The following is a 15,218-nucleotide window of genomic DNA, read 5'->3' on the forward strand; positions in this document are numbered from 1 at the left end:
GTGCAGGTAACACGCCAGCGTCGGATCAGCGAGAAGAAGCAGTTCAACCTCTTCGGCAGACGCGTCGGCCGCCGGGCCCTGCTGGTGACGTCGGGTATCGCCGTCGCCCTGGGCGTCACGGGCACCGCGGTCGCCTCGACCTACCAGTTCGGCACCCAGCAGGTCGGCCAGACCACCGCCAACGGCCAGGTCGTCTCCGCCGATCAATACATCAACCCGTACGGCACCCGCAGCGTCATCAATGACGGCAAGATCATGTCGTCGGTGGTCAGCCCGGACGGCACCCACCTCGCGGCCTCGATCGCCGACGGCGACGCGTCCCTGGTCGTCGTGGACCTGGCGACCGGTCAGGTCACGCAGAAGATCGGCACCAACGCGGCCGACAACCTGCGCATCAGCAGCGGCGCGGTCGGCCAGGAGGGTCCGACCTACTCGCCCGACGGCAAGCAGCTGTGGCTGGGCCAGGCCAACGGCTACACCAAGTTCACCGTCAACGCCGACGGCACCCTCGCGAGCCCCACGGCCGTACCGATCGCGGCCGACGGCTCCAAGCAGGCACTGGTGGGCGTGGCCGTGTTCTCGGCCGACGGCTCCACCGTGTACTCCGCGGTCAACGGCCAGAACAAGGTGGTCGCCATCGACGCGGCGACCGGCACGATCAAGCAGACCTGGGCGGTCGGCAACGCCCCGCGCGGTCTCGCGCTGGTCGGCGGCAAGCTCTACGTCAGCAACGAGGGCGGGCGCCCGGCCAAGGCCGGCGACACCACCATCAACTCCTACGGCACCGACGTGGTCGCCAACCCGAAGACCGGCGCCAGCACCACCGGCACGGTCAGCGTCATCGACACCGCGGACCCGGCCGCGGCCGTCGGCACCGTCGACGTCGGCCTGCACCCGACCGCCGTGTACGCGAGCAAGGGCGCGGTGTTCGTCACCAACACCGCCGACAACAGCGTGTCGGTCATCGACAGCCGCAAGGACAAGGTCGTCCAGACGATCTCCACCCAGCCGTGGCCGGAGGCGTCCGTCGGCTACGAGCCGAACGCTGTGACGCTCACCGACGACGACCGGCTCCTGGTGACACTCGGCCGCGCCAACGCCGTCGCCGTCTACCGCTACACCTCGGCGCAGCAGCCCGCCCGCTACGTCGGCCTGCTCCCCACCGACTACTTCCCGTCGGGGATCACCGCCATCGGCACGAAGGTCGTCGTCGCCAACACCCGCGGCATCGACGCGCTGCGCCCCGACGCCGCCGGCCACAACACGCACGACACCACGTCGAGCCTCACCCAGTTCACGCTGCCGAGCGACCAGGTCGTCAGGTCCGAGACCAACAAGGTGTTCAAGCAGAACGGCTGGACGTCCAACTCGGTCAAGACCGCCAAGAGCAACAGCCACAAGAAGGCCGTCCCGGTCCCGAAGCGGATCGGCGACCCGTCGACGATCAAGCACGTCTTCCTGCTCGTCAAGGAGAACCGCACCTACGACCAGGTCTTCGGCGACCTCCCGCAGGGCAACGGGAACTCCGCGCTCACCCAGTTCGGCGAGAACGTCACGCCGAACCAGCACGCGCTGGCCCAGCAGTTCGGCCTGTACGACAACTTCTACGACATCGGCACCAACTCAGCCGAGGGCCACAACTGGCTGATGCAGTCGGACAACCCGGAGTACACCGAGTCGTCGGCCGGCGAGTACACGCGCAGCTACGACACCGAGAACGACGTCCTCGGCCACCAGAAGACCGGCTTCCTGTGGACCGGCGCGCAGGCGGCCGGCCAGACCGTCAAGGACTTCGGCGAGTTCCAGTCGTACGAGAGCAAGCCGGCCGGTGCGAACTGGCAGAACCTGTACTGCGACAGCAAGAACATGGCCGCCACCGGGGCCCAGACCGCCTACCCGATCAAGACGGGCTCGGCGATCCCCTCGCTCAACGACGTGTCGGTGCAGGGCTTCCCGCTGTTCGACCTCGACGTCCCGGACATCTACAAAGAGCAGATCTGGAAGCAGGACTTCGAGAAGAACGGCCCGGCGAACCTGAACATGTTCTGGTTCTCCAACGACCACACCGGCGGACCCGCCAACGCGGCCGCCGAGGTCGCCGACAACGACCTGGCGGTCGGCCGGATGGTCGACGAGATCACCCACAGCAAGTACTGGAAGGACTCGGCGATCTTCGTCGTCGAGGACGACTCCCAGGCCGGCCTCGACCACGTCGACGGCCACCGCGCCCCGGTCCAGGTCATCAGCCCGTACGCCCAGCACGGCACGGTCGACGACCACTACTACTCACAGATCACCATGGTCCGCACCATCGAGCAGATCCTCGGGGTGCACCCGATGAACCAGCTCGACAGCGCGGCCACCCCGATGTACGGGGCGTTCACGGGCAAGGCGGACGACACGCCGTTCACGGCGGTCCCGAACCGGACCTCGCTGACCCTCGGCGTGAACCCGCAGCCGACCTGCGGCTCGGACACCCCGGCGGCCCAGGACGCCCAGGCGGCGGCCGCGCCGACGTCGGTCTCCGTCCCGGCGGCCGAGGCCAAGGTCGCGGCGCAGTGGAAGTCGTGGGCCTCGCACCAGCGGCTGACCGGCAAGAACGCCGTGCCGGACTACGCGAACCCCACCCAGATGAACCGTTACACCTGGTACCAGACCCACAACTGGACCAAGGCCTACCCCGGTGACAAGAAGATCTACGCGCCGAACGACGTGCCGGGCGCCTATCTCCCGTCCGCGGAGAACGACGGCTGACCCCAGCCCGCTCGACAGCCCGCTCGACGTCAGGGGACCCCGGCCACCCGACCGGGGTCCCTGCGCTTTCCGCCGCGCTGCCGCGTACCGCGCGCCCGTCGGCCCGCGGTACGCCAAGCTTGCTGCGGACCGTACGAGGACAGGGAGACGTCATGACCGACAAGCCGACCGTGGGCATGCTGGGCACCGGCATCATGGGCGCCGCGATGGCCCGCAACCTCCTCAGGGCCGGGCACACCGTCCGCGCGTGGAACCGCACCCGCGCCAAGGCCGAACCCCTCGCGGCCGACGGCGCCCAGGTCACCGGCACACCGGCCGAGGCCGTCGAGGGCGCCGACGTCGTCCTGACCATGCTGTACGACGGTGCCACCGCGCTGGAGACGATGCGCGAGGCGGCCGGCGCGCTGCGCCCCGGGGCCGTCTGGGTGCAGTCGACCACCGCGGGCCTCGACCAGATCCCCGTGCTCGCCGCCTTCGCCCGCGAGCACGGCCTGGTCTTCTACGACGCCCCGGTCCTCGGCACCCGCCAGCCCGCCGAGGCCGGACAGCTCACCGTCCTGGCCGCGGGGCCCGAGCAGGGCCGGGAGACGGTCACGCCCGTCTTCGACGCGGTCGGCGCCCGCACGGTGTGGACCGGGGACGACGGGTCCTCGGCCGCCGCGACCCGGCTCAAGCTGGTCGCCAACAGCTGGGTCCTCGCGGCCACCGCGGCGACCGGCGAGGTGGTCGCGCTGGCGCAGGGTCTCGGCGTGGACCCGCAGCGCTTCTTCGACCTGATCGCGGGCGGCCCCCTCGACATGGGCTACCTGCGGGCCAAGGCCGGGCTGATCCTCGACGGCGGGCTGACCCCGCCGTCGTTCGCGGTGGACACCGCCGGGAAGGACGCCCGGCTGATCGTCGCCGCCGGCGCGAGCCACGGCGTGCGCCTGGACGTCGCCGAGGCGGCCGCCGAACGCTTCGCCCGCGCTGCCGCCCAGGGGCACGCCGACGAGGACATGGCCGCCGCATACTTCGCCAGCTTCGACGGCAGGTAGCCGGGCGGAAGGGCCTGCGCCGACGTGACGGCCCGGGCCCTGAGGGAGCACCCTGGAAGCAGCGATTCCGGAGGTGGACCCCATGATGGACATGATGAAGACCGCTGTGGGATGGCACGTCGAGATGGAGTTCCTGGAGGACGACACGCACACGCGGGCGGTGGCCCTGGTCCGTCTGCCCGACGGCACCGAGGTACGGGCGCACGGCCATGCGAGCCGGCACGAGTCCGACAGCAACCAGCCCAGAGTCGGCGAGGAGATCGCCGGCGCCCGCGCCCTCAACGAACTGGCCATGCAGTTGCTGTCCAAGGCGCACGGCGAGATCGACGCGCTGTCGGGGCGGCACTCGCACCCGATCAACGTGTGAGAAGCAACGTGAGAAGCAACGTCTGAGAAGCACGGGAGCGCAGGCGGGCGTGGGGGGCGCGTGTGTGGCGCGCGGTGGCGTGTTCGGTGGTTACGAAAGCGCCGTGCGCACCGCGCGCACCAGCGCCTGCGCCCGTGGGTCCGCTGTCACGCTCTTGCGGAAGCCGTTGGTGACATAGCCGAAGGCGATGCCCGACTCGGGGTCCGCGAAGGCGAGCGCGCCGCCGCGGCCCGGGTGCCCGAAGGAGACCGGGGAGAGCAGCGGGGAGGCGCTGCCGTGCAGCATGTAGCCGAGCCCGAAGCGGGTGGAGACGACCAGCACCCGGTCCGGCCCGGCCGACTGCTCGGTGCGGGCCAGCTCCACGGTCTCCGGGGTGAACAGCCGCCTGCCGCCGTCGACCTCGCCGATCAGGGAGGCGTAGAAGCGGGCCAGGCCGTCGGCGGTGGCGATGCCGTTGGAGGCGGGGAGGGCGGCCGCGCGGTAGCCGGGGTCGTTCTCGTCCGGGAGCGGGCTGATCGCGCCGAACGCCCGGCGGGTCAGCGATCCGGGGTCGGCGTACGCCTCGGAGACGGCGCGCTTGGGCCGGGTCCGGAGCGCGCTCGCGGTCTCCGGCGCCGCCACGGGGCCGACGCGCCCCACGCGCGCCTGCTCCGCCGCGGGGAGCCCGAGCCACAGCTCGGCGCCGGCCGGCCCGGCGACCTCGTCCGCGATCCACTCGCCGACGGTCCGCCCGGTCACCCGCCGCACCAGCTCACCGGTCAGCCAGCTGTACGTCTGTGCGTGGTAGCCGTGGTCGGTGCCCGGCTCCCACACCGGCGCCTGCGCCGCCACCGCGGCCGCGCCGAGGTCCGGGTCGGCGGCCTCCGCGGGCGTGAGCGGCCGGTCTAGGACCGGTACGCCCGCGCGGTGCGCGAGCAGCTGCCGCACCAGCGTCCGCTCCTTGCCGGCCGCCTTGTACTCCGGCCAGTACTCGCCCACCGGCGCGTCCAGGTCCAGCTCCCCGCGCTGGCGCAGCAGCAGCAGTACGGCGGCGGCGACGCCCTTGGTCGCCGAACGCACGATCTGGGCGGTGCCGTGCTCCCACGGCGCCTCGCCGGCGGCCCCGTCGAAGTCCCGGGCACCGCCCCACAGGTCGACGACCCGGTGCCCGTCCCGGTACACGGCCACCGCCGCGCCCCGGTCCCCGAGCAGCCCGAAGTTGCCTGCGAACGCGTCCCTGACCGGCTCGAAGCCCTCGGCCACAGTGCCGTGCACGTCCACGTCCGGATCCCTTCACTCGCCGGTGACAGTGGGGGAAACATGGCCGTCGGGCCCTGGATTCCTCGCTGCGACGTGGTCTGCGGCACGTGCCCCGGGATCAGCCGAGCACGATGGTGACCTCGATGTTCCCGCGCGTCGCGTTCGAGTAGGGGCACACCTCGTGGGCGGCGTCCACCAGCTTCGCCGCGACGTCCCCGTCCAGCACCGGGAGCGAGACGCTGAGGGCGACCGCGAGGCCGTAGCCGCGCTGCTTGTTGGGGCCGATGCCGACCTTCGCGGCGACCGTGGAGCCGGTCAGGTCGTAGCCCGCGCGGTTGCCGACGAGGATCAGCGCGTTGTGGAAGCAGGCGCTGTACCCCGCCGCGAACAGCTGCTCCGGGTTGGTGCCGTTGCCGTCGCCGCCCAGGGCCGGAGGCATCGCCACCTTGAGCTCGATCTGGCCGTCCTGACTGCTGACATACCCGTCCCGGCCGCCGTGCGCGGTCGCCTCGGCGACATACATGATCTTCGTCGGACGAGAGTCGACGGTGGCGCCTTCGATCACGGCGGGACCTCCCCCAGGGCTGAAACAGTGGTGGGCAACACAGAAGTGTGCAAGCACATCGTGCACAAGGTACCGACCGGTAGGAAGCCCTGGGAGGGGCAGGGGGTGGAAACCGTGGGTAACAGGAGCCGGGGCGCGGAGTGCATCGCGAAGTGCCGGCGTGCGCGCTGCTACGAGGGGCGTGCGGCCGCCCTGCCCGCCCGCTCCGCGAGCTGCCGCAACTCCTCGCGCAGCCGTGTCACGTCGGCCCCGTCGAGCCCGGTCGTCGTGAGCAGGGCGCCGGGGATGCGCGCCGCGCGCTCCCTCAGTTCCTCCGCGCGCCCGGTGCACGCGACGAGCACCGAGCGCTCGTCCCGCTCCGAGCGCTCCCTGCGCACCAGACCCGCCCCCTCCAGCCGCTTCAGCAGCGGGGACACCGTGCCGTAGTCCAGCCGGAGCGCCTCCGCCAGCTCCTTCACCGTGGTCTCGCCCCGCTCCCACAGGACGAGCAGCACGAGGTACTGCGGGTAGGTGAGCCCGAGTTCGTCGAGGAGCGGGCGGTAGGCGGCGGTCACGGCGCGCTGCGCGGCGTACAGCGCGAAGCACAGCTGGTCGTCCAGCCGCGGCGACCCGGTGAACGGCCCAGCGGGCGGCCCGGTGAGCGGCCCGGCGTCCTCTTGATGCGTCACGCGCCCATTGTCACGGATGCGCGGACGGGCGGGACGGCCGTCACGGAAACGCGTCACATGCTCCCGGGCCCCGCCGTCACCCCGCCGTCGCCGCGCGCGGGTCGAAACCGAAGGGCAGTTCCAGCCGGTGGGCGCGCATCAGGGCGTCGTCGCAGAGGAGCCCGGCGGTGGGCCCGTCGGCGGCGATCGTGCCGTCGCTCAGGATCAGGGCGCGCGGGCACAGCTCCAGGGCGTACGGCAGGTCGTGGGTGACCATCAGGACCGTCACGTCCAGGGAGCGCAGGATGTCGGCGAGTTCGCGCCGGGAGGCCGGGTCGAGGTTGGAGGAGGGCTCGTCCAGGACGAGGATCTCCGGCTCCATGGCGAGGACGGTCGCCACCGCCACCCGGCGGCGCTGCCCGAAGGACAGGTGGTGGGGCGGGCGTTCGGCGAAGCCGGCCATGCCGACCCGGTCCAGGGCGGCACGCACGCGTGCCTCCAGTTCCGCGCCCTTCAGGCCGGCCGCCGCCGGTCCGAACGCCACGTCCTCGCGGACCGTCGGCATGAACAGCTGGTCGTCCGGGTCCTGGAAGACGATGCCGACCCGGCGCCGGATCTCCGCCATGTGCCGCTTGCCGACCGGCAGTCCGGCCACCGTCACGGTGCCCGTGCCGCCGCCCAGGATGCCGTTGAGGTGCAGCACGAGGGTGGTCTTCCCGGCGCCGTTCGGCCCGAGCAGCGCGACCCGTTCGCCGCGCGCCACGGAGAAGTCCACGCCGAACAGGGCCTGGTGCCCGTCCGGGTAGGCGAAGGCGAGGCCGGAGACCTCCAGGGAGGCGGGAGCGGTGGTCACAGGGCCCATCCCAACAGGCAGACGACGAGGGCGGACAAGGGCAGCGCGAGGGCGTGGGACCACTGCGCCCGGGACGCGGTCACCTCGTCGACGACCGGCATCGAACTGGGGGCACCTCCCACACGTTTAGTAGTGGGGGAGTATCCCCGGCTCACCATGGCCAGGTGGACGCGCTCCCCGCGTTCGTAGGAGCGGATGAACAGCGCGCCCGCGGACTTCGCGAGCACACCCCAGTGGCGCACGCCCCGCGCCTCGAAGCCGCGTGACTCCCGGGCGATCCGCATCCGGCGCATCTCGTCGGTGATCACGTCGCCGTAGCGGATCATGAAGGAGGCGATCTGGACGAGCAGCGGGGGCAGCTTCAGCCGTTCCAGGCCGAGGAGCAGTGCGCGCAGCTCCGTGGTGGCCGCGAGGAGGACGGAGGTGGCGACGCCCAGGGTGCCTTTGACCAGAACGTTCCAGGCGCCCCACAGGCCGTTCACGCTGAGCGAGAGGCCCAGCACGCCGACCCGCTCGCCCTCGGCGACGAACGGCATCAGCACCGCGAAGGCCACGAACGGCACCTCGATCAGCAGCCGCTTCAGCAGGAAGCCGGCGGGCACGCGCGCGTGGTGGGCGACGCATGCGAGCAGCACGGCGTACAGCGCGAACGCCCACATCGCCGTGCGCGGGGTCGAGACCACCACGACCACGAAGGCGAAGGCGGCGGCGAGCTTGGTGTGCGGCGGGAGCGCGTGCACGGGGGAGTGCGCGTGCCGGTAGAGCCGGTGGGCGTGCCCCGCACCCATGTCAGCGCGCCCCGGCCGGGGCGCCCGTACGGCGCCTGCGCACCGCCCAGAACACCGCGCTGCCCGCGACGACGGTCGTGCCGACCCCGATGACGCCCGCCAGGCCGCCGGAGAGCCGGGCGTCGGAGACGTCCTCGACGCCGTAGTCGGCGAGCGGGGAGCCGGCCGAGGCGTGCTCCCTGGTCTTCGTGTCGATGCCCTGGTCGTGGGCGACCTTCTCCAGCCCGTCGGGGCTGGCGGAGGCGTAGAAGCTGACGAACCCGGCGAGCACCAGGGAGGTCACCAGACCGCTGATCCACAGCGTGCGACGGGAGGTGCGTGCCGCCACCGGCGCGGCCGGCTCCGGCGCGTCCACCAGGGCGCCGTTCACGCGCAGCTTCAGCCCCTGGCGCAGGCCGCGCGCCCCGTACACCAGGTCGGGGCGTACGGCGACGACCGCGCCGACCGTGAGGGCGGTGATCGCGGCCTCGCCGACGCCGATGAGGACGTGCACGCCGATCATCGCGCCGGCCACCTTGCCGATGGCGACGTCGGTGGTGCCGCCGACCGCGTAGAGGAGCGTGAAGGCGACCGCGGCGGCGGGCACCGAGAGCAGGGCGGCGACGAAGGCGGCGGCGGTCACCGAGCGCCTGCCGCGGGGCAGGATCTTCAGCAGGCCGCGGAAGACGGCGTACGCGACCACGGTCGTCACGATCGCCATGTCGGTGATGTTGACGCCGAGCGCGGTCAGCCCGCCGTCTGCGAACAGGATGCCCTGCATGAGGAGGACCACGGACACGCACAGCACGCCCGTGCAGGGGCCGACGAGGATCGCGGCGAGCGCCCCGCCCAGCAGATGGCCGCTTGTTCCGGCCGCGACGGGGAAGTTGAGCATCTGTACGGCGAAGATGAACGCCGCCACCAGACCGGCCAGCGGCGCCGTGCGCTCTCCCCCACGCTCGGCTTCGCTCGCGCGGGAGGTGCCCCCCTGTTCACGGCGGGCGCCGCGCAGGCTGACCGCGAGGGCGCCGGCCGCGACCACGGCGGTGACCGCGGAGGTGGGGGCGTCGATAAATCCGTCAGGTACATGCACGGTCCGATTTTAGGGTCCCATTGCGAACCTTTTGCAAGAGCGAGAAGGTCGTCACATGCGGAATGTCCTGCGGGGTGCGGGGGCTCCCGCAAGCGCATTCCGGAAAATGTGCGACATTGGATAAGAAAGCGGATGCACCACTTTCGCACAGGTCACGGAGCGTAAAGGGCAGTCCGATGTCTGTAGTCGAGCAGTATGCGCGAGCCCACATCGTCACGGACGAGGACCCGCAGGAGGAGCCGCCCGCGGTGCCCGTCGTCCTGCGCTACGACCCCGATACCGATCCGAGGACGGTACGGGTCGGCCTCCCCGGCACGGACGAGTGGACGTTCTCGCGCTCGCTGCTGGAGCAGGGCCTCAGGTCGCCCGCGGAGAGCGGTGACGTACGCGTGTGGCCGCTGGGGCGGGTCCAGGCCGTGGTGGAGTTCCACTCCGACCACGGCACATCGGTGGTGCAGTTCGAATCGAAGGCGCTGCTGCGCTTCCTCCGGCGGACCTACATGGCCACTCCCGTGGCCGGCTGACACTCCCCGCTACAGCGAGGACCCCAGCTTCAGCAGGGCCGCCACGATCGGTCCGGCCGTGTCGCCGCCGTGGCCGCCCGCCTGGACCACACCCGCGGCGGAGAAGTCGCCGCAGTACGCGGTGAACCAGCCGTTCGGCTTCTTCTGGCCGTCGACCTCGGCCGAGCCCGTCTTGGCGCCGCAGCTCGAACTCAGCCCCGACATCGCCTTGGCCGCCGTACCGTACCCCGCCGTGTACTGCATGACCTCCTTCAGCTCCGACTGCGTCTTCGACGACATCGTGCGCGAGGCCTTCGCGATCGTCCGGTTGTCGACGCTGGGGGCGACCAGGTACGGCTGGTGGAAGGTGCCGGTGTCCACCGTGGCCGACACCGACGCCATGTTCAGCGGGTTCATGCGCACCCCGCCCTGCCCGATCAGCGAGGCGCCCATCTGCGCGCCGCTCTGCACCGGGACCGAGCCGTCGAAGGTCGGGACGCCGATGGCCCAGTTGTTCATGCCGAGGCCGTAGACCTGCTGGGCCTCCGTCGTCAGGTCGCTGTCGGACAGCTTGGGCGCGAAGTCGATGAAGGCGTTGTTGCAGGAGGCGCCGAAGCTCAGCTTGAACGAGCCCTGCTTGATCTCGGAGTCGTCGTCGTTGTGGAACGTCCACCCGGCGAGCTTGTACGTCTTCGGGCAGGGGTGCGACGCGTCCGGGGTGATGAGCCCCTTCTCGAACAGCATCGTCGACGTGATGATCTTCATCGTGGAGCCGGGCGCCAGGGAGCCCTGGAAGGCCACGTTGAAGCCGTGGCTGGAGTTGGCGACGGCGAGGACCTCGCCGGTCGACGGGCGCATCATCACGACCGAGGCGTTCTTCTGCGTGCTGACCTGCTTCTCGGCGGCCGCCTGCAGGGTCGGGCTGAGCGTCGTCTTCACGGTGCCCGGCGTGCCCTTGCTGAGCTCCAGGAGCGTCTTGTCGGAGAGCTTCGCCTTCTCGGACGCCGTGCCGCGCACCACGCGCAGTTCGACGCCCGCCTTGCCGCCGGCCTTCTTGCCGAACTTCTCCCGCAGCCCGTCCAGGACCGAGCCCAGCGACGGGTACTTGGCGGTGGTGATCTCCCCGCCGTCGCGGTCCAGGGCCTTGATGGGCGGGGTGCCGGACTCGCCGGTGACCAGGGTGTCGCCGTCCGCGAGGTCCGGGTGGACGACCGCGGCGTGCCACTTCACCACCGGCTTGCCGTCGCTGGTCCGCCGGACGACGGTGAACGCGGAGCTGTACGACAGCGGCTTGCTGACACCCTTGTACGACACCGTCGCCTTCACGGAGAAGGGGACCTTGTCGCCGGTGCGGGTGCCCTCGGTGAGGGTGACGCCCTTGACGTGGGCGTCCTTCGCATAGCCGGTGAGGAGCTTGATGCAGGCCTTGCTGTCGTCCGTGACGGCGGCGGCCTGGGTGACCTTGCCCTGCTGCCAGGACGACAGGAAGGTGCGCGCCGTCGTCTGCACCTCGGTGGCGGACAGCGGGCCGGTCTTGACGGGCTTGTGGTCGGCCGTCTTCGTCGACGCCGCGTCGGCGGCACCGCCGCCGTACAGCGCGTAGAGGCCGAAGCCCGCGCCGCCGACGACCACGGCGATCACCCCGCCGATGACGGCGGGTCTCTTCTTCCGTCGTTCGACGACGCGCCTTCTCTTGCCCACAGTCCAGTTCCTCCGCGCACTTCCCCCGGGGTCCCCGTCGCCCCGTAGCCCTCACGCTCCCCAACGACTGCACCCAGCCTAGAGTCCCGGCCTGTGGGAGTGACGTCAGCCACCGATCCGTAGCACACTCGCGACAATCGGTCCGGCCGCGTCGATGCCGTGGCCGCCGTCCTGGGTCATGGCCGCGGCCGCCACGTCGTTGCGGTAGCCGGCGAACCAGCTGTTCGACTTGGACTGGCCGTCGACCTCCGCCGAGCCCGTCTTGGCGCCGATGCTGCCGCTCAGCCCGCGCATCACACCGGCCGCGGTGCCGCTGGTCGCGGTGCGGTTCATCATGGCGCGCAGCTGGCCGGTCGTGGCGGGCGACAGGCCCTTCGCGGTGGCCAGTTCACGGCCGTCCAGCTTCTGCGGGACGAGCACCGGCTGCCGGAAGGTCCCCGTCATCGCGGTCGCCGCCACGGACGCCATGTTCAGCGGGGACATCTGCACCTGGCCCTGGCCGATCAGGTTGGCCGCGGTGTCCGGGCCGCCGGAGGCGGGGACCCGGCCGTCGAAACTCGGGATGCCCACCTTCCAGTTGTTCTTCCCGAGCCCGAAGCGGTCCTCGGCCTCCTTGGTGAGCGAGTCGACCTGGACCGAGTCCGCGTACTTCACGAACGCCGTGTTGCAGGACCGCGCGAAGCTGTCCGAGAGGGTGGCCTTCTCGTCCGGCTGAAGTCCCTTGAGATTGCTGAAGGTCTGGCTCTGCCAGGTCGCGGTCGGCGGGCAGGGGGCTGGACCTGTGGCCGTCGTCAGCCCTGTGTCGATCAGGGTGGCCGCGCTGATGATCTTCATGGTGGAGCCGGGCGCCAGCTCGCCGAGGAAGGCCGCGTCGAAGCCGTCCGCGCGGTGGTTGGCCACCGCCAGCACCTCGCCGGTGCTGGGCTTGACGGCCACCACCGACGACTCGGCGTACTTCGTCACCGCGGTCTCGGCGGCGGCCTGCACGCGCGCGTCGAGCGTCGTCTGCAGCTTGCCTGCCTTCCCCTCCGCGAGGGTCAGCAGCGTGGTGTCGGCCGACTCCTCGGACGCGTGCTGGATGACCAGCTCCACGCCGGGGGTGCCGCCCGCCTTGTCGCCGTAGCGGCTGCGCAGTTCGTCCAGGATCGGGCCCAGGGACGGGTACTTCTCCTTGGTGAGGACCTTGCCGTTGCGGTCCACGGCCTCGATGGGCGGGCTCGCCGCCTCGCCGGTGGACAGGGTGTCGCCGCGCCGGAGGTCAGGATGGACCACGGTCGGGTCCCAGTCGACCAGCGCGCGGTGCGTGGTCTCGCCGCGCACGACGGTCAGACGGCTCTTGTAGGCGAGCGGCTTCGACTTCCCGCCGTAGGACACGGTCGCCTTCACGCTGTACGGCACGGTGGCGCCGGTCGCCTTGCCGGGCGTGATGTGCACGTCCTTGATGTGCGCCACGTCGCTGAAGGACGTGAGCACGGGTTCGGCGTCGGCGGAGTCGTTCGTCAAGGACGCCGCGGTCACCGACTGGCCCTTCTCCCAGGCCGCGAAGAACTTCTGCGTGGCGTCCCTGATCTCGTCCTTCGTGGGCGGCCCGGTCCGTACGGCCGGTGTGCTGTCGCCGCGGAGCGCCGACAGCACGTTGTAGGCGCCGTACCCGCCTCCGCCCAGCACGGCTGCGCAGACGCCGCCGATCAGGGCGCCCTTGACCCCCTTGCGCATGGTGCGAAATCCCTCCCCGTGAGCCTTTTCCGCATTTTGTGAACGCGTTCAAAAAGCTGGTTGTGACTCGCACTGTAGGTCGTTGTGGGGTCCCTGTGGCAGGTGTTGGCCGATTATTGGCCGAACTGTTGGCCGAACGGAGATCAGGGATATGGCTCACACCCAGGTATCGAGCCACATACGTGAACGCCAGGAGTCGATGGGGATCGCCGTGCCCGTGTACAGCGGCCAGAAGTAGATGAAGTTCCAGGCGATCAGCAGCACCAGGACGCCCGCGCCCGACGCGCCGACCAGCCGGCGGGTGTCGCTGGAGCCCGGCGGGCCGATGATCGCGCCGACCATCATCGCCACCGCGAGACACAGGAACGGCACGAAGACGACGGCGTAGAAGAGGAAGATCGTGCGCTCCTGGTACATGAACCAGGGCAGGTACCCGGCCGCGATGCCGCAGGCGATGGCGCCGGCCCGCCAGTCGCGGCGGAACGCCCACCGCCACAGGATGTAGGCGATCGCGAAGCAGGCCGCCCACCACAGCAGCGGGGTGCCGATCGCGAGCACCTCACGGGCGCACTTCTCGCCGGCGTCCGACGGGCAGCCGTCGACACCCGGGGACGGCGACTCGTAGTAGTACGACACCGGGCGGCCCAGCACCAGCCAGGACCACGGGTTCGACATGTACGTGTGCGGCGACGAGAGGCCGACGTGGAACAGGTACACCTCGTGCTCGTAGTGCCACAGGCTGCGCAGCCAGTCCGGCAGGAACGTCCAGCTGCCGCCCTTGCCGTCGGTGGCCGCCCAGCTGCGGAAGTAGCCGCCGGTGCCGTCGGTGGGGGACAGGATCCAGCCGATCCAGGAGACCAGGTAGACGGCGATCGCCACCGGGACCGTCGCCAGGAACGTGATCCCCGTGTCGTGCGTCAGGACCGCCTTGTACGGGTGCCGGGCACCGGCCACCTTGCGGGCGCCGACGTCCCACAACAGGGCCATCACGCAGAACGCGGCCAGGATGTAGAGGGCGTTCCACTTGGTGCCGAGCGCGAGTCCCAGCAGCAGGCCCGCGGCCCAGCGCCAGGGACGCCACCCGAAGCGGAAACCGTCGGCCACGCGCGCGTCCGGGCGGACCCGGCCGTCCGTGTCGGGCGGCAGCGCGGCCGCCAGCCTCGCCCGCGACCTGTCCCGGTCGATGACCAGACAGCCGAACGCGGCCAGCACGAAGAACATCAGCACACCGTCGAGCAGTGAGGTGCGGCTCATCACGAAGTGCAGTCCGTCCACCGCCATCAGGCCGCCCGCCAGGCAGCCCAGGAAGGTGGACCGGAACATCCGGCGCCCGATCCGGCACAGCAGCAGCACGCTCAGCGTGCCGAGCAGCGCCGTCATGAACCGCCAGCCGAACGGGTTGAAGCCGAAGACCAGCTCCCCAAGCCCGATGACGTACTTGCCGACCGGCGGGTGCACGACGTACGCCGCGTCCACCGGGATGCCGACGTGACCGGCCTTCTGCAGGATCAGGTCGTTGGCGTTCTTGTCCCAGTTGACCTCGAAACCGCGGTGGACGAGCGCCCACGCGTCCTTCGCGTAGTACGTCTCGTCGAATATCACCGCCTTGGGGCTGCCCAGGTTCCAGAACCGCAGCAGGCCCGCCATCAGCGTCACGAGGAGCGGACCGCCCCAGCCCGACCAGCGGGTGATCCGCTCGGCGAGCACCGGGGGCACCCCCAGGGCGAGCCACAGCCGCGAGCCGGGCTCGGCGTACGGCGGCACCAGGCGGTCGATGACCTCGGCGTGCGCGCCGGAGCCCGCGGCGCCTCTGTCGCCGGTGGGGTGCGCCGTCTGCGCCGGGCCGGCCGTGTAGCCGAACCGGCGCAGCCGCTGCTGCCACGTCGGCCGCTCGTCGAGCGCTGCCTGGCCCTGCCGGGTGTCCGTGGAGGACGCGGTACTGGTCACCGCGCCATCGTAGGGAACCGTTCTGTGTGAGT

The 15,218-nt window shown here is 71.1% G+C and carries 13 protein-coding genes; 4 read left to right on the forward strand and 9 right to left on the reverse strand.

All coding sequences use genetic code 11. The features are described from left to right. The 3 genes from SSP29_RS20895 to SSP29_RS20905 all read left to right on the forward strand — a co-directional run bounded on the left by SSP29_RS20895 (window position 1) and on the right by SSP29_RS20905 (window position 4,155). Window positions 1-2,754, forward strand: coding sequence for a bifunctional YncE/alkaline phosphatase family protein (locus tag SSP29_RS20895; protein WP_089102197.1), 2,754 nt, complete (start codon window positions 1-3; stop codon window positions 2,752-2,754). A gap of 152 nt (window positions 2,755-2,906) precedes the next feature. Then, window positions 2,907-3,788, forward strand: coding sequence for an NAD(P)-dependent oxidoreductase (locus SSP29_RS20900; RefSeq protein ID WP_089102198.1), 882 nt, complete (start codon window positions 2,907-2,909; stop codon window positions 3,786-3,788). A gap of 91 nt (window positions 3,789-3,879) precedes the next feature. Further along, complete coding sequence (locus SSP29_RS20905; RefSeq protein WP_089102439.1) at window positions 3,880-4,155, forward strand: DUF1876 domain-containing protein; 276 nt, start codon at window positions 3,880-3,882, stop codon at window positions 4,153-4,155. Between the two features lie 90 nt (window positions 4,156-4,245). Here SSP29_RS20905 and SSP29_RS20910 read toward each other — a convergent pair whose 3' ends face one another. The 6 genes from SSP29_RS20910 to SSP29_RS20935 all read right to left on the reverse strand — a co-directional run bounded on the left by SSP29_RS20910 (window position 4,246) and on the right by SSP29_RS20935 (window position 9,319). Then, window positions 4,246-5,415: a serine hydrolase domain-containing protein gene (locus SSP29_RS20910; RefSeq protein ID WP_089102199.1), complete on the reverse strand. Its 1,170-nt coding sequence runs from the start codon at window positions 5,413-5,415 to the stop codon at window positions 4,246-4,248. 97 nt (window positions 5,416-5,512) lie between these two features. Then, window positions 5,513-5,917 carry an organic hydroperoxide resistance protein gene (locus SSP29_RS20915; protein WP_174855992.1) on the reverse strand — a complete coding sequence of 135 codons (405 nt, stop codon included), beginning with the start codon at window positions 5,915-5,917 and terminating at the stop codon, window positions 5,513-5,515. Window positions 5,918-6,129: 212 nt separating this feature from the next. After that, window positions 6,130-6,627, reverse strand: a complete 498-nt coding sequence (locus tag SSP29_RS20920) for a MarR family winged helix-turn-helix transcriptional regulator (RefSeq protein ID WP_174855983.1) — start codon at window positions 6,625-6,627, stop codon at window positions 6,130-6,132. Window positions 6,628-6,703: 76 nt separating this feature from the next. After that, window positions 6,704-7,468, reverse strand: coding sequence for an energy-coupling factor ABC transporter ATP-binding protein (locus tag SSP29_RS20925; protein ID WP_089102201.1), 765 nt, complete (start codon window positions 7,466-7,468; stop codon window positions 6,704-6,706). Further along, entirely contained in the window at window positions 7,456-8,247 is a 792-nt protein-coding gene (gene cbiQ, locus SSP29_RS20930; RefSeq protein WP_089102202.1) for a cobalt ECF transporter T component CbiQ, read from the reverse strand. Before cbiQ ends, SSP29_RS20925 begins: the two co-directional genes overlap by 13 nt. Window position 8,248: 1 nt before the next feature. Continuing rightward, complete coding sequence (locus tag SSP29_RS20935) at window positions 8,249-9,319, reverse strand: energy-coupling factor ABC transporter permease (protein ID WP_089102203.1); 1,071 nt, start codon at window positions 9,317-9,319, stop codon at window positions 8,249-8,251. Between the two features lie 176 nt (window positions 9,320-9,495). Here SSP29_RS20935 and SSP29_RS20940 point away from each other — a divergent pair, with 176 nt between their 5' ends. After that, window positions 9,496-9,843 carry an SsgA family sporulation/cell division regulator gene (locus SSP29_RS20940; RefSeq protein ID WP_089102204.1) on the forward strand — a complete coding sequence of 116 codons (348 nt, stop codon included), beginning with the start codon at window positions 9,496-9,498 and terminating at the stop codon, window positions 9,841-9,843. 9 nt (window positions 9,844-9,852) lie between these two features. Here the strand turns inward: SSP29_RS20940 and SSP29_RS20945 are convergent, their stop codons facing one another. From SSP29_RS20945 to SSP29_RS20955, 3 genes are all read right to left on the reverse strand, one after another. Beyond that, window positions 9,853-11,523, reverse strand: coding sequence for a penicillin-binding transpeptidase domain-containing protein (locus SSP29_RS20945; RefSeq protein WP_089102205.1), 1,671 nt, complete (start codon window positions 11,521-11,523; stop codon window positions 9,853-9,855). A gap of 105 nt (window positions 11,524-11,628) precedes the next feature. Further along, on the reverse strand, window positions 11,629-13,239 hold the full coding sequence (locus SSP29_RS20950) for a penicillin-binding transpeptidase domain-containing protein (protein ID WP_089102206.1): 1,611 nt from the start codon (window positions 13,237-13,239) through the stop codon (window positions 11,629-11,631). 156 nt (window positions 13,240-13,395) lie between these two features. After that, on the reverse strand, window positions 13,396-15,186 hold the full coding sequence (locus SSP29_RS20955) for a dolichyl-phosphate-mannose--protein mannosyltransferase (RefSeq protein WP_089102207.1): 1,791 nt from the start codon (window positions 15,184-15,186) through the stop codon (window positions 13,396-13,398). Window positions 15,187-15,218: the final 32 nt, after the last annotated feature.

It is taken from the genome of Streptomyces hyaluromycini, from assembly GCF_002217755.1.
GTDB classification, from domain to species: Bacteria; Actinomycetota; Actinomycetes; order Streptomycetales; family Streptomycetaceae; genus Streptomyces; species Streptomyces hyaluromycini.

Excerpts from the sequence above, each read along its gene's own strand:
- SSP29_RS20900 (WP_089102198.1), top strand. The coding sequence starts at position 2,907 with ATGACCGACAAGCCGACCGTGGGCATGCTGGGCACCGGCATCATGGGC.
- SSP29_RS20905 (WP_089102439.1), top strand. The coding sequence starts at position 3,880 with ATGATGAAGACCGCTGTGGGATGGCACGTCGAGATGGAGTTCCTGGAG.
- SSP29_RS20915 (WP_174855992.1), bottom strand. The coding sequence starts at position 5,917 with ATGTATGTCGCCGAGGCGACCGCGCACGGCGGCCGGGACGGGTATGTC.
- SSP29_RS20925 (WP_089102201.1), bottom strand. The coding sequence starts at position 7,468 with ATGGGCCCTGTGACCACCGCTCCCGCCTCCCTGGAGGTCTCCGGCCTC.
- cbiQ (WP_089102202.1), bottom strand. The coding sequence starts at position 8,247 with ATGGGTGCGGGGCACGCCCACCGGCTCTACCGGCACGCGCACTCCCCC.
- SSP29_RS20940 (WP_089102204.1), top strand. The coding sequence starts at position 9,496 with ATGTCTGTAGTCGAGCAGTATGCGCGAGCCCACATCGTCACGGACGAG.
- SSP29_RS20950 (WP_089102206.1), bottom strand. The coding sequence starts at position 13,239 with ATGCGCAAGGGGGTCAAGGGCGCCCTGATCGGCGGCGTCTGCGCAGCC.